The following is a 12,656-nucleotide window of genomic DNA, read 5'->3' on the forward strand; positions in this document are numbered from 1 at the left end:
TTACTCCTTGGTATTTAATTGATTTTTTATTAATAAAACTTTGTTTCTATCCAATCCGGATAATTTATGGAAAGTATTTTCTATGGTTGGAATGTCGTGGTCTCCGAGAAGTTTTGAGAGAAGTTGTGAGTTTTCCGTTGATACTCCATTTTTCTCTAAGTAGTCTGTTAGGAATACATTTCTTTTTTTACCAAAGCTCTGAACCATTTCGAGAAATTCCTTGGATTGTTTAGTATGCTTATAGCTTTTATATCCTAGATAGGAAAAAATACCTAAAACTGCAAGAAAAACTAAAAGAAAAATCGAAGGTGGATTCGGTAAATTAGATTCCTTTGGTAGTGTTTGGAGTTTTCTTTTCTTTTTTGGTAGTACAACCATTTCTGGAAACTGAATGGAAAGTGTTTTGTATCGATTTTCTTTTAAAGAGAAAAAGCTAAACAAATATGGCGAGACTTGGATTTTCCCTTGGGATTGTGTCTGGTAACCGTAAAGAAATTTAACTACTGAATAAAATCCATAGTCGCCAGAATATAATTTCTGAAATGTTTTATTTTTTGTTTGTGAGATGAGTTGAATCTTTGGGTTGGATTGCGGTAATGGACTGATGCCTTCATAACCGCCTTCCCCTTCTATAGTAATTTCAAAATAAGCAGTTTCTTCTTGGTGGATGGACTTTGGAAAGTTTGTTAAGTTCAGTTTGAAATTGCCAATGGCTCCCGTAAATTCATTAGGCTTGTTAGGTGGAAGATCCAGAACGGTCACTGTTGCTTGCGTTGTATCAACAGTCTCTTGTAGAGAATTAAACCGTAAACTATCTCCGGAAATGAATTTTGTTTTTCCAATTTGGAATCTTCCCGGTTTAATCGCAGTTAAACCATAAATTTCCTTATCGTAAACTAATGTTTTTTTTAAACGGTTATTCCTAAATACTTCTGGTTCAATTTGTACAGATACTTGTCTCAATGTTTCCGATAAAAAATATGGGAATGAAATGGATTGGTTTGGGTCTCTTTCTAAAAAGGGTTGCCTGTATCCATTGTAGTATAGTACGTAATATCCTACGATTGGTTCTCCTTTATAAAAAACAGATTTATTTGTATGGAAGGATACTTCTGGAGATTCGTCAGAAGGCTCATCATCGATTTCCATAGGGAATGGGTTGAAAAATTGGTTTTGTGAGTGTTTACTTCTTTTGCTTACCTTAAACTGCGTAGGAGGAGAAGTGTAAGTTTTGTTATCGTACTCTACTGTTACTTCTGGAAGTTTGAAAGTTCCTTCTGATTCCGTGTCGACATAAAAGTTTAAAATTTGTGATTTAGAAACTTTGAAGTTGATGATTTGAGTTTCAGTTCCGCTGCCGATAAACCGAACACGGACTCCGTTTTGTTTTATATTGGTTTTTAATGCTCGAAACATTTTGTCGCCATGAGCTCTCACCTCTAGTTTAGCATGTTCACCTAGTGAAAACTCATTCGGGAAAAATTGAAAATCCACTTCGGAGGCAAAAATAGTAGGAAACGGAATCAGACAGAAAAAGAGTGAGTAGCAAAGTTTACCAAAATTTTTCATTATCGAAAGAACCTCCTTTTTTGTTTTTTAAAATGGAGTCCTGTGAAAATGGTTCTAATATTCTATCTGCGTCTGATTTCTCTACTTTGTTTTTTTCTTTTTTTTCTTTTGGATCAGTCTCCGGTTGGGAACCATTTTCATTTTGTTTTTGATTCTGACTGGAATCATTTTTTTTCGTTAGGTGCTCAATGTTTTTTTTAGCCGATAAGTAGTTTGGATCAATTTGGAGTGTTTTTGTATAAGATTTTAGTGCATTTTTTTTATCACCCAGTCTTGAGTATATGTTCCCAAGATTGAAGTTTGTTTTTGCTTTTAGATCGTTATCAGATTTTGGGTTTGTTAGAATTTTTTCTGAGATTCCTATTGCATCTTTGTATTTGCCAAGTTGGTAAGCTGCTGCTGATTCATTGTATAGTAACCTTGGATCATCGGTGATGAATTCCTTTGCTTTTTCGAATTCTTTTTGGCTTTCATTATAGTTTTTGTTATTGTACGATTTGACTCCGCGTTCGATTGCATTTCCACCAGGATCTAATTCCCAAGCTTCTAGTTTTCCAAATCCAAAGGAGAGGAATAGAATTAGTAGTATGTAAATTCCTTTCGGTGTTTTTTGTAAAAATAAGTTTAGGATTCTCTCCAGAAAAAGAAATATAAAAGAGGCGATCAAGTAGGGATGAGCACCGTCTTCGTTTTTAAAACGTTCTATTGTTTTGATTTTTTTCTTTTTCACAGTTTGTATTGTCTCTAATAGAGCAAAGGCTCCCTCAGCTTGGGAAGAAACATCATAATAGGATCCGTTATTTTGATCAGCTATGGCCATTAGTCTATCTGAATTTAGTTTTGAAGAAACTAAATTAGGTGCTACTAGTGAATCTGAAATTCCGGCATCTGTAGTTACATACCCTCCGCGTCCGGTTCCCGGATCACGATATTCGATATACCCACCTTCCTGTGTTCCAATTCCCCATACGATTACCTCACCTTCGATCTGTGGTAATTTCTGGTTTTCGTGATCTTCTCCGTCAGAAACAATGATTGTAATTTGTGATGTGATGTTATTGTTTTTCTTCCTGATTTTATTGACTCTTTCGAGTGATAATGAGAGGTCTGTTCCTTTTGCTCCAACCATTTCAACACCTAGCGCCTGTATATAATCTGAAACGGCAGTGACGTCTGATGTTAAGGGACAAAAAGAGAAGGATTGGCCTGCGAATACTACAATCCCAATACGATTTCCTTTGAGACTTGGAAGGATCCGCAAGGCTAAGTCTTGGAATCTTTTGAGCCTACTTGGTTTTACGTCAATTGCATTCATCGATAAACTTACATCGACTACAAACAATATGTCAGCTGATTCGAATTCTTTAGTAGATTCCATTTCAGTAGATTTTATTTTAAATAGTGAATAGAAGGCAAAAAACAGTGAGAGAAGAAAACAGAAAATTCTTGTTAGATAAATCTTTGTATTAGCGTTATAAATCCTATTTTTTAAGCTCAAATGTTCTTCTTTGAATCTATTTGCTTTTACATTTATGTAGATTTTCCCTGCAAAAATCAAGATCCAAATTACTATGGAGATGATGGCAAAGGTTGCTACGAAGTTTAAATCAATCATAGTTTTTCTGTCAGTGGATAGATCATTGAAATTGCAGCAATTCCGAGTAAGGCGAAGAAAATAAACACAGCGACTGGAAAATGTGTTTCATGTATTTCCATTGGTTTTGAAGGAAGTTCCACAGTTTCTAGTCCATTGATTTCGTTTAGCACCTCTTGTAAAACTTCTGGGGACTCTGCGCGAAAAAATCTTCCATTCGTACTTTCTGATATGGATTCCAAGGATTCATAATTGACTTCATATTGTCCTTGTTCCTTTCCTATTCCGATACAATAGACTTTGATTCCAAACGCTTTGGCGGCATACGAAGCAGTCTCTGGATCTAATTTTCCTGTATTGGAAACTCCATCAGTAAGCAAAATGATAATTTTTGATTTTGCTTGGGAATCTTTCAGTCGGTATGTGGATAAAACCAGAGCATCGCCAACAGCAGTACCTTGTTCGCTGATATCTTCATCGGAAGTATCTGCTATGAGTTCATCTAACGCATATCGATCGTTGGATAAAGGTGACTGGAGGTAAGCGGCTCCTGCAAATAGCACAATTCCAATTCGATCATACAGTCGTTTTTGAATGAATTCTCTTAATAGTTCTTTTGAAACTGTTAACCTATTTTTGGGCAAAAAATCATACGAGTTTACCATGGATCCCGAAATGTCTAAAGCTATCATGATATCAATTCCATTGGTTATGTCAGGAGTAAGTTTGTATTTTTCTCCTGGTCCGGCAGCTGCTATAATGAGAAATGCTCCCGCAATATAAAATAATGCTTCTGTAAAACTTAAGAAAAATCTTCTAATTTTTATCGATAGGTTTGAATCAGGTTTTAGAAATCGATCGGATTGGATGAGTAAAATTGCTCCGAAAGGTTTTGTTTTCCATTGATAGATGCCAAGGAGAAACAAAGGAATCAATAAGAAAAGTAAGTAAGGTCTTTGGAATTGGTCCATGGTTATAATTCAAAATCCTTTTTGATTTTTTCCCATAAGGAGTTTGCAGATTCTTTGGTTAATTTGGTATGATTGTCATTGTACTTTGTGTTTCTAAAATAAACTCGAGTTTCGCGAAGTATAGATTCATCGATATGAGTTCGATCAAAGAGTTCTGCTAAAAATTCAGAATCGGTTTTTCCTAATAAATCTTTGTTTAATTTTTTGGAATAGGCTTCTTTTAAGTATTCACTAATTTTGAATGCCAATTCTTTTTCATATATAATTTCGGATTTAAAATACAATTCGATGGAATGAAGTCTTTTGGTTGTTTCTTCCAGTATAGGTTGTTTTTCCCAAATTGCATCCATAACTTTTGGTTTGGATTTCCAATAGATATAGAGAGCATACAATAGATAAATATTAATGGCAGTGATGATTAGAATCACGAGGAGTCGAAGGAAAAAAGGTCCAGAAAAATAAATTGGCGGTTCGATATCCTCAATGTCGATTTCATTTCCGAGGAGTTGCGATTTTACATTGATGGTCTCTGTAGATTTCAGTCGTTTTCCATTTTGATCCCAACTAACAGGAAGAAAATATGTGCCAGGTTTATAAAAAACGATAGATGCTTTTATTTTTGTTTTTTCTTTAACAAGATCGAAGACTTTATAAGAGGGCATTGTGTCATCTTCATAGATTTCGCCTTCTTCCATATCTAAGTTAGATTCGTTTATTTCTGTGAGTTCGATTTGGTAATGAATTGTATCTCCCACATAAACATCAGTTTCCAAAACTGTTTCTTTTGCTTTTGCAAACAGAGAAGTGGATAAAACTAAAACGCAGACAATGTACTTAGCCATTTCGTTTCATCTTGAATAATGGTAAAATTTGATTTGAAAGTTTTGCGTTTGGATTGATTTGCACAAGGTTTATGCCAAAGAAAGACTTAGCAGCTTTTAAATCTTTGGAATATGTTGTTCCTTTTTTGCGAAAATTGACTTGTTCTTGAGAAATTTCTCGAAACATTCGTAGCCAAAATGGGGGATTTAATATATCTAATTCATCTTGAATCCAAATTCCAATCGGTTCCCATATTTTATGGATTTTGTTGGTGGTTAAGTAGTTTCCGAATTCTATGAAATCTGATATCCAATAAGATACTGCAAATTTCGGATAAAGTCTGAATGCAAATTGGTAGGCGTCTGAATAGTTGGTAGTGCCACCTGGAGTTTGTTTTGTGACGTTTGTAAATGTCGAAAAAACATCCGATTCTGTCCTTAACCATTTCCCTGGTGATAAACTTGTGCCCGAAAATGTAATGAGTAAAATTCGGTTTCCCATTTTGATATGAAATAAAGATAAAAACAGGGCAATTTGGAATGCTGTATCTTTTTTGGAATCGTTCATTGACTCACTTCTATCATAAAAAATGATAATAGAGGCATCACGTTCTTCATAAAATTCTTTTGTATAAAGTTCGCCAGTCCTTGATGTTACATTCCAGTCAATATAACGTATATCATCCCCAAAGTGATAGTTTCTGACTTCTTTAAAATCGAGTCCCCTCCCCCGTTCTCTCATTGCCAAGAATCCCTGCCTAGAAGAGGAAAACTTCTTTTTCGTTTCCCATTGTAAAACTTGGAGGAGTCGTTTTAGTTCTGGTGATAACATCTATGGAACTTCCGTAACAGATAGGATTCTTTTGATAATTGAATCTGTGCTGATATCCTCGCTAATTGCATCGATAGTTAAGTGGAGTCGGTGTTTTACAATTTCAGAGAAAAAACGTTGGATATCTTCGGGAATAACAAAATCTCTTCCTTCTAAGAGAGCATTTATCCTGCTTACTTTAAGCATGGCAAGACTTGCTCTTGGACTTACTCCATGTTGAATGAAATTTTTCAATTCATTGTCGCTTGTAGTTTGAGGTCTTGTATTTCTTGTAAGATTTACAATATAGTTCTGAAGTTTTGGTTCTACAAATACCTTGTTTGATATTTCAGAAATTTTTTGGATGTCTTTGGGACGTAAGATTTTTTTGGCTTTTTTCTTTGAAAAGTCCAAATTGCCATGTTGGTGCAAAATTGCGAGTTCATCATCAAAGGAGGGATAGGTGACGATTACTTTGAATAAAAAACGATCCAATTGTGCTTCTGGAAGCGGATAGGTTCCTTCTTGGTCAATAGGATTTTGAGTCGCGATTACAAAAAATGGAGGTTCGAGATCAAATGTTTCATCGGCAATCGACACTTGCCTTTCTTCCATACATTGAAGTAAAGCTGATTGTACCTTTGCAGGAGCCCTGTTGATTTCATCAGCTAACAATACATTAGTGAAAATTGGTCCTCTCCGTATTTCGAAAGATGAGGTTTTTGGGTTGAATATGTTTGTCCCAGTCAGATCTGCTGGTAGTAAATCTGGAGTGAATTGTACTCTAGAAAACTTAGCGTCAATGATGGATGCTAAGTTTTTAGCAACTAGTGTTTTTGCAAGCCCAGGCATTCCTTCTAAGAGTATATGACCGTTAGCAACTAGGCCAACAAATAGGGATTGGATTACGTTATCCATTCCGGAAATCGATTCGGATAGCTCCGACCGAAGTAGTTTTACTTGGTCGGATATTTCTGTAATTTGTTCTTTGTTTATTTGCATTGTGATGGAGTCATTTTTGGCATTGGTTTATCAATCATATAGTATTCTGTTTTGCCTCCAATGGTCCAACATCCCATCTTTCTACCTTGAGGTTCCACAGGTCCTTTCCCTAACTCTCTTCCATCTTCAGAATATTCGGTTGCATCTTCAGTGGATCGAATCACCATTCTTTTTTTTCCTGATGGATAAAAGTAAGTATAAGGAATGCTTGGTTTGTAATTCAGTTTTAAGTCTTGGGTTTCTTCGTCAATTTTCACAAGTGAAAAGAATAATTTCCCTTCACCAAGAATTTTTCCTGTATTGTCGTATACTTTAGCTGATTCTAACATACTTTCGTTTGCCATATTGCCTTGGTATCCAATCTGCCCATTTTTATAGTAGAACTTCCATTCGCCAGTTCTCGTGTGTTTTCTTGGTCCTGTTCCAAAAATTTTTCCGTCAGCATAGTATTCTTTCCAAATCCCTGTTCTTTCGTACTTAATGTCTAGGTTTTCGGAATTTTCTTTTTTAGAATATGATCCTTCAGCTAAAACGTTTCCTTTAGGTCCAAACATTTTCCACAAGCCGGAACGTACATCGGACACATAAGATCCTTGCGATTCAATGGCTCCGTCTTTAAAATAATTAATTTCTTGTCCGTTCTTTAGTCCGTTATTATAGGAAACTTTTGTTTTGATTCCATTTCCATCAGCTCCAACAAAATAGTAAGTCCATTCACCATCTTCTTCGTTGTCTTTGAATGAGCCCTTTTCTACCCACTCACCTTTGTTATTCTTTCGGTAGTAGGGTCCATTTTTTTTATCATCTACATAGGTGGTTTCCGAGGTTATGTTTCCTAGTTTATCGAAAGTTTTTGCTATTCCTTCTTTTTTCCCATCAATCCATGGAGTTTCCGCCAAGAATTTTTGCGGACTCTCTGGATCAGGTTTTTTCCAAATTCCCGTTTTTTTACCATCCACATATTCACCAACTTGATCCAAGGTAGATTTGTATTTTGGACTTTCTGCTGTGGAACCTGGTTGTTCGAATTGAATGTATTCTTCCCATGCTCCTTGTTTTGGTAATGATTTGATTTTAGCTGGAGCAAATTTTGAAACTTGGTCTTCTGTACATCGGGCACCACCGCATTCTGCTTTCACTTCTCCAATAGCACGAATTCCGCCAGAGTTTTTGAAACGTTCTGTTCTAACCCACTTGCCTTTGTTAAGTTTAAGTTCAAATTCTTGGTCGCCTGACCCGTCTTTTATGGAGGCACCAGAACATTGGATGGCCAGTGAGGTGATGATTAAGTAAAGAATTTTTGGTTTCATGTTTCTATCCTATCGAAGAGATGTGCGCGTTTCAATTTATTTACCGATAGCAATTCATTCGCAATCGCTATTTTACCGCCGGTCAACTTATCAGAGAAAAAACGTGGGGGCAGAATATGAAAGGCACCCTCCCCCTTTACATATAAAATTTCTCCATCGAGAGAAGTAAGTTCACATTCCAAAATTACTTTGCGTTTTGCTTTTTTGATTGGCCAAGCACGGATGAGTAATTCCTTTTCGACCGGAGTTGCTTTGTGAAATTTAAAACTCATTGTATCAGTCATCACTATATAACCCAAATGAAAACACAATCCACCCATTGCTTCATCTAAAACCGTTGATAAAATTCCGCCGTGTACAAAACCAGGGGCGCCGTTATACATTTTTTTAAAACTATAGGTAAAGTTTACTTCGCCAGTTTCATCATGAAAGGTGAAGTCTGCGACAAGACCTAATGGATTTTCTTTTCCACATCCAAAACATGTGTCATGATGGATTTCATAGCCATGTTTAGAAGGATTTTCTATAGGTTGGTTCATTCATTGTCCTTAATTGTTTCATTTTCTAAAAATTCTAAGATTGCAGAGGATACTTCTTTTGGGGAATCCATATGTAAATGATGTCCCCCAGGTAAGATCACTTCTTTTAAATTTTTTACAGCTTCTTTTCTGTTTTTGTATTTTTCGGCGATTGGAAATCCTGATTTATCACCTAAGATAAGTAAGGTTGGACACTCAATGCGGTTGCAAAATGATTCAATTTGTTCTTCAGTGTATCGGAAAAAGGAATTGTAGTGAAGTCTTAAGTCTCTTCTTGGTTTGAAGCCTTTCGGAGTTTTTTCAATTCCCCGTTCCATTAGGATGGCAGCAGATTCAATTTTCATATCTCCTGCTCGCATACGAACTCCTACTGCAGATTCCATATCAGGAAAGAATGTTTCTTTTTTGCTTCTTGGGTGGAGAATTTGTTTGATTGCTTCTGTAAGGATATCTGGGGCAGAATCAGATAAATTTGTTAAGGGACCAAGTGATTCAATGAGAACAAGTTTTTTGATTTTTAAAAGATTGGTCCCAGCAACTAACGTGGAAACAGCGGCTCCCATTGAATGAGCCATAAGTATAAAATCTTCTAAGCCTAATGCTTGGGCTATTGACACAACTTCAAGTGCATATTCGGAAAAGTAGTAAACTGTATTTTCTGGTTTGTGGCTCGATTTTCCGTGGCCAGGAAAATCGATAGAAATAAAACGATAATCTTTAAGGTATTCTGCTAGTGGTGCAAAACTATTGGCATTGTCTAACCAACCATGAAAGGCAAGAATCGGTGTTCCCTGTGGATTCCCCCACTCCACTCCTTCAATCGAGTGAAATTTTGTGCGAATCGAAATCGGTAACATATACCTAAGCCTTTTCGATTCAGTACCATTGTAAACATTTATCTTATAGATTTAGGCTTGATTCTTTTTGACTTTTTTATTGAAATTTGTTCATGAGTCGTTTTCTTTTGATTGCCATTTTCATCTTTGTTGGGTCGCTACTATTGCCGGAGACCAAACCAAAAATTATTTGTGATAGTCTATCGGACTGTGAAAAAAAATCCGATGACACTCAAATCCACCGAAAAAAAATCACATTTTTATCCAACGGTATTACTCAGTATTCCCATGGGGCTGCTACTCAGAATTTATTACCATTGTATCTGAAGAGAGCGAGGGCAACAATTTTGGAAGCAAATGGTGACACGGGTTATCAAGGCGAAGTTGTCCTAAAAGTTAGCCATAAACCTGAATACAAACAATCGCAATTGCTTAAAGCAGAAGAAGACCTACGTTTTATTGAATTGAATCAAACTTCTTTATCGAAGAAAGAACTCAGTGAATTTTTAGAATTGAAAGCTTTGTTAGGTCAGTCCAAGTGATGCGATTCTCTTCTCTTTTGATCTTATTATTTTTTGCCTGTTCTCAACTCTCTCGAGAGGATCAATTTCGAGAGGAGTGTGAAAAAACAAGAAACAGAAGTTATACCTTTCTCTTGCCAATTTTAGAAAGACATACTACAGACGGAAATACCGAACTCAATCGAACCGTATGGATTGGAAATACTGAGTTAGCTTATAAAAAATGTGTTTCCGAATCTGAAAAAAATTATTATAACTTAAGGTCTAACTGAAAGTTCATCCATCTCTTCTTGGATGAGCCTTGAACCTGCTCGGAATGTTAAATAACTCCAGACCCAACTGAGTAAAGTGCTGACTTTATTTTTAAATCCAACTTGGTAAACGAGATGGACGAATAACCAGCCGAGCCATCCTAAAATTCCTTTTAAGCGAAATTTTCCGAATTCTGCAACAGCATCGGTTCTTCCAATGGTAGCCATATTTCCTTTATCAAAATAATGGAATGGAGAGATTGATTTTTTCTTTTCAGTTAAATCAATATTTTTCGCAATATACCTTCCTTGTTGCATGGCAACTGGTGAAACTCCTGGAAGGGGTCTCTCAAGTCCTTTGCTATAGTTAGCTGCATCTCCTATTACAAATACCTCAGGATACTCAATTGTTCGGCAATATTCATCTACTATAATTCTATTCGCCTTGTCTTTGTTAAGTGGTAATTGTTTTGCCAGTTCTGATCCTTCTACTCCGGCAGCCCAAATTACAGTTTTCGATTCAATGGTTCTATCTTTTAGAACCACACCTGTGTCTGTGATGTCCAATACGGGGGAATTCGTTAGAACTTCAACCCCCCTACTTTCCAATTTTTCTTTTGTAAAAGTACTGGATTTTTCACTAAATGCAGTTAACAGTCTGGGACCGGCTTCAATTAGTGTGACTTTAGTCATCCCAGAATCGATATTTCTAAAATCTTTTCTAATTATATTATGGGAAAGTTCAGCAATCGAGCCAGCAAGTTCAACTCCTGTCGGACCACCTCCAATAATAACATAGTGCATAAAACTTTTTGCTTTTTCGTAGTTACCAATTAACTCTGCTTGTTCGAAAGATAGTAGTATTCTTCTTCTAATTGCTAAAGCATCTTTTAGATTTTTTAGACCTAGTGTTTTTTCTTTCCAACTATGATTTCCAAAATAACTAGTTCTAGCTCCTGTAGCTAGAACTAAGTAGTCATATGATTCCGAATTGTTTTGGAATTTCACTTCTCTGGCTTTGAAATCAATTTCAGTTACGTCACCAAGTAGAATTTTCACATTTTTGTATTTCGTGGTTATGGATCTCGATGGAATTGCAATATCTGCTGGCGATAGTACTGCGGTTGCAACTTGGTATAAAAGTGGTTGGAAAAGATGGTGGTTTTTTTTATCAACAACAGTGATGTCGAAAACTTTATGGTTTGCGAGAGATTTGATTACTTGTAGCCCACCAAATCCCGCTCCAATGATTAAAATCTTTTTCTTTATTTGAGACATTTCTCTTCTCCTAAAAAATTTAGAAAGCCAAGAGAACAATCTTCTACCAGATCTTGAACCATTTCAAATGCAGATTCATTTTTATAATATGGATCAGGAACAATAGGAGCACCTTGATCACTTCTAAATTGTCCAAACAGGAATATTTTTTCCTGAATTATTATATCATTAGTTAGACTGATTACATCCTGGAAGTTGATCTCATCCATGACTAACAAAAAGTCGAAATGAGTTAAATCCTTTTTGTTTAATTTTCGAGATTTGTGTGTTAAATGGATTCCCCTTTTTTCTGCTGTTTTTCTAGTTCTCGGATCTGGAAGATCTCCATCATGGTATCCTGAAGTGCCACATGAATCGATTTCAAATTGATTTTCTAAACCTTTGTTTTTTATTAAATTCTCAAATGCACCTTGGGCAGCGGGAGATCGGCAGATATTTCCTAAACAGATAAAAAGAACTTTTATTTTTTGTTTCATTTAATTGAGGTAATAGATATATTTTTTCCCATATTCTTTTAACCATTTTTCAGCTTGTTTGTATGTAGGATTCTTTGATTTAACAATTTCCCAAAACTTCGATGAATGGTTATGTTCTATTGTATGAGCTATTTCATGTAAAACTATATATTCGATAATATGATCTGGGCAATGAACTAAACTTAGATTTAAAGAAATTTCATTTTTGGAATTACAACTTCCCCATAGGGATCTCATTGTTTTGATTGATACTTTTGTGACTTTTGTATTTAAGCTCTCTGAAATGGACGCAATCATTGGTTCTAGTTTTTTCTGAAGTATTTCTTTTAAAATCAGTTTCCCTTTGCGTATTTGAGACTGCTCGCTTTTTGTGTATGGGAGTTCGAGAATTTTCCCAAGATATTTGTATTTTATTTTCTCAACTAAATGGATCGTTGTTTGATTTCCAAATATATGGGTATTTTCCCCCTCTATAAATTTCAGTTTTTTAGGTATATCCTTTGGGATCTGGAGGAGTTTTGACTGAATCCAATCTTTCTTTTCAGAAAGAAATTCATCTATTTGTTTTTTGGGAACTCGCGGTGGATGTTTTAATACTACTTTGCCATTTTGATAAACAACAAGAGAGATGTTTCTTCCCTTAGTAGTTTTTCGTTCGATTTCAAAATCTATCATTG

General features: G+C 35.6%; 14 protein-coding genes. 2 read left to right on the plus strand and 12 right to left on the minus strand.

Annotated features, from left to right (window positions below):
• Genes LEP1GSC203_RS18865 through LEP1GSC203_RS18905 form a run of 9 tightly spaced genes read right to left on the minus strand, consistent with a single transcriptional unit; the run spans position 1 to position 9,474 of the window.
• Positions 1 to 1,569, minus strand: a complete 1,569-nt coding sequence (locus LEP1GSC203_RS18865; RefSeq protein WP_002975582.1) for a BatD family protein — start codon at positions 1,567 to 1,569, stop codon at positions 1 to 3.
• Complete coding sequence (batB, locus tag LEP1GSC203_RS18870) at positions 1,553 to 3,184, minus strand: VWA domain-containing protein BatB (RefSeq protein ID WP_002975722.1); 1,632 nt, start codon at positions 3,182 to 3,184, stop codon at positions 1,553 to 1,555. The genes LEP1GSC203_RS18865 and batB overlap by 17 nt, the downstream gene beginning before the upstream one ends.
• On the minus strand, positions 3,181 to 4,134 hold the full coding sequence (gene batA / locus LEP1GSC203_RS18875) for a VWA domain-containing protein BatA (RefSeq protein ID WP_002975704.1): 954 nt from the start codon (positions 4,132 to 4,134) through the stop codon (positions 3,181 to 3,183). Before batA ends, batB begins: the two co-directional genes overlap by 4 nt.
• Positions 4,135 to 4,136: 2 nt before the next feature.
• Entirely contained in the window at positions 4,137 to 4,976 is an 840-nt protein-coding gene (locus tag LEP1GSC203_RS18880) for an LB_053 family protein (protein WP_002975605.1), read from the minus strand.
• Positions 4,969 to 5,787: a DUF58 domain-containing protein gene (locus LEP1GSC203_RS18885; protein WP_002975796.1), complete on the minus strand. Its 819-nt coding sequence runs from the start codon at positions 5,785 to 5,787 to the stop codon at positions 4,969 to 4,971. The genes LEP1GSC203_RS18880 and LEP1GSC203_RS18885 overlap by 8 nt, the downstream gene beginning before the upstream one ends.
• Positions 5,788 to 6,768: an AAA family ATPase gene (locus LEP1GSC203_RS18890; RefSeq protein ID WP_002975791.1), complete on the minus strand. Its 981-nt coding sequence runs from the start codon at positions 6,766 to 6,768 to the stop codon at positions 5,788 to 5,790.
• Positions 6,759 to 8,078 (minus strand): LIC20035 family adhesin, encoded by a 1,320-nt coding sequence (locus LEP1GSC203_RS18895; protein WP_002975654.1) that lies wholly within the window; start codon positions 8,076 to 8,078, stop codon positions 6,759 to 6,761. The genes LEP1GSC203_RS18890 and LEP1GSC203_RS18895 overlap by 10 nt, the downstream gene beginning before the upstream one ends.
• Positions 8,075 to 8,617, minus strand: a complete 543-nt coding sequence (locus LEP1GSC203_RS18900; RefSeq protein ID WP_002975785.1) for a PaaI family thioesterase — start codon at positions 8,615 to 8,617, stop codon at positions 8,075 to 8,077. Before LEP1GSC203_RS18900 ends, LEP1GSC203_RS18895 begins: the two co-directional genes overlap by 4 nt.
• A complete protein-coding gene (locus LEP1GSC203_RS18905) occupies positions 8,614 to 9,474 on the minus strand; it encodes an alpha/beta fold hydrolase (RefSeq protein ID WP_002975631.1) in 861 nt (286 codons plus the stop codon). The genes LEP1GSC203_RS18900 and LEP1GSC203_RS18905 overlap by 4 nt, the downstream gene beginning before the upstream one ends.
• A gap of 92 nt (positions 9,475 to 9,566) precedes the next feature.
• Here LEP1GSC203_RS18905 and LEP1GSC203_RS18910 point away from each other — a divergent pair, with 92 nt between their 5' ends.
• Both LEP1GSC203_RS18910 and LEP1GSC203_RS18915 read left to right on the plus strand, forming a co-directional pair.
• Positions 9,567 to 9,995: a hypothetical protein gene (locus LEP1GSC203_RS18910; RefSeq protein ID WP_002975602.1), complete on the plus strand. Its 429-nt coding sequence runs from the start codon at positions 9,567 to 9,569 to the stop codon at positions 9,993 to 9,995.
• Positions 9,995 to 10,246: a hypothetical protein gene (locus LEP1GSC203_RS18915; protein WP_002975683.1), complete on the plus strand. Its 252-nt coding sequence runs from the start codon at positions 9,995 to 9,997 to the stop codon at positions 10,244 to 10,246. Before LEP1GSC203_RS18910 ends, LEP1GSC203_RS18915 begins: the two co-directional genes overlap by 1 nt.
• Here LEP1GSC203_RS18915 and LEP1GSC203_RS18920 read toward each other — a convergent pair.
• Genes LEP1GSC203_RS18920 through LEP1GSC203_RS18930 form a run of 3 tightly spaced genes read right to left on the minus strand, consistent with a single transcriptional unit; the run spans position 10,232 to position 12,654 of the window.
• A complete protein-coding gene (locus LEP1GSC203_RS18920) occupies positions 10,232 to 11,503 on the minus strand; it encodes an NAD(P)/FAD-dependent oxidoreductase (RefSeq protein ID WP_002975793.1) in 1,272 nt (423 codons plus the stop codon). The genes LEP1GSC203_RS18915 and LEP1GSC203_RS18920 overlap by 15 nt on opposite strands.
• A complete protein-coding gene (locus LEP1GSC203_RS18925) occupies positions 11,491 to 11,979 on the minus strand; it encodes a low molecular weight protein-tyrosine-phosphatase (RefSeq protein ID WP_002975772.1) in 489 nt (162 codons plus the stop codon). The genes LEP1GSC203_RS18920 and LEP1GSC203_RS18925 overlap by 13 nt, the downstream gene beginning before the upstream one ends.
• Positions 11,980 to 12,654: a M48 family metallopeptidase gene (locus LEP1GSC203_RS18930; protein ID WP_002975580.1), complete on the minus strand. Its 675-nt coding sequence runs from the start codon at positions 12,652 to 12,654 to the stop codon at positions 11,980 to 11,982.
• Between the last annotated feature and the right edge of the window lie 2 nt (positions 12,655 to 12,656).

It is taken from the genome of Leptospira terpstrae serovar Hualin str. LT 11-33 = ATCC 700639, from assembly GCF_000332495.1.
GTDB classification, from domain to species: Bacteria; Spirochaetota; Leptospiria; order Leptospirales; family Leptospiraceae; genus Leptospira_A; species Leptospira_A terpstrae.

Bases quoted from the DNA above. Each gene is read 5' to 3' on its own strand.
- batA (WP_002975704.1), bottom strand. From the start codon at position 4,134: ATGGACCAATTCCAAAGACCTTACTTACTTTTCTTATTGATTCCTTTG.
- LEP1GSC203_RS18890 (WP_002975791.1), bottom strand. From the start codon at position 6,768: ATGCAAATAAACAAAGAACAAATTACAGAAATATCCGACCAAGTAAAA.
- LEP1GSC203_RS18905 (WP_002975631.1), bottom strand. From the start codon at position 9,474: ATGTTACCGATTTCGATTCGCACAAAATTTCACTCGATTGAAGGAGTG.
- LEP1GSC203_RS18910 (WP_002975602.1), top strand. From the start codon at position 9,567: ATGAGTCGTTTTCTTTTGATTGCCATTTTCATCTTTGTTGGGTCGCTA.
- LEP1GSC203_RS18930 (WP_002975580.1), bottom strand. From the start codon at position 12,654: ATGATAGATTTTGAAATCGAACGAAAAACTACTAAGGGAAGAAACATC.
- LEP1GSC203_RS18925 (WP_002975772.1), bottom strand. From the start codon at position 11,979: ATGAAACAAAAAATAAAAGTTCTTTTTATCTGTTTAGGAAATATCTGC.
- LEP1GSC203_RS18900 (WP_002975785.1), bottom strand. From the start codon at position 8,617: ATGAACCAACCTATAGAAAATCCTTCTAAACATGGCTATGAAATCCAT.
- LEP1GSC203_RS18885 (WP_002975796.1), bottom strand. From the start codon at position 5,787: ATGTTATCACCAGAACTAAAACGACTCCTCCAAGTTTTACAATGGGAA.
- batB (WP_002975722.1), bottom strand. From the start codon at position 3,184: ATGATTGATTTAAACTTCGTAGCAACCTTTGCCATCATCTCCATAGTA.
- LEP1GSC203_RS18880 (WP_002975605.1), bottom strand. From the start codon at position 4,976: ATGGCTAAGTACATTGTCTGCGTTTTAGTTTTATCCACTTCTCTGTTT.
- LEP1GSC203_RS18915 (WP_002975683.1), top strand. From the start codon at position 9,995: ATGCGATTCTCTTCTCTTTTGATCTTATTATTTTTTGCCTGTTCTCAA.
- LEP1GSC203_RS18895 (WP_002975654.1), bottom strand. From the start codon at position 8,078: ATGAAACCAAAAATTCTTTACTTAATCATCACCTCACTGGCCATCCAA.
- LEP1GSC203_RS18920 (WP_002975793.1), bottom strand. From the start codon at position 11,503: ATGTCTCAAATAAAGAAAAAGATTTTAATCATTGGAGCGGGATTTGGT.
- LEP1GSC203_RS18865 (WP_002975582.1), bottom strand. From the start codon at position 1,569: ATGAAAAATTTTGGTAAACTTTGCTACTCACTCTTTTTCTGTCTGATT.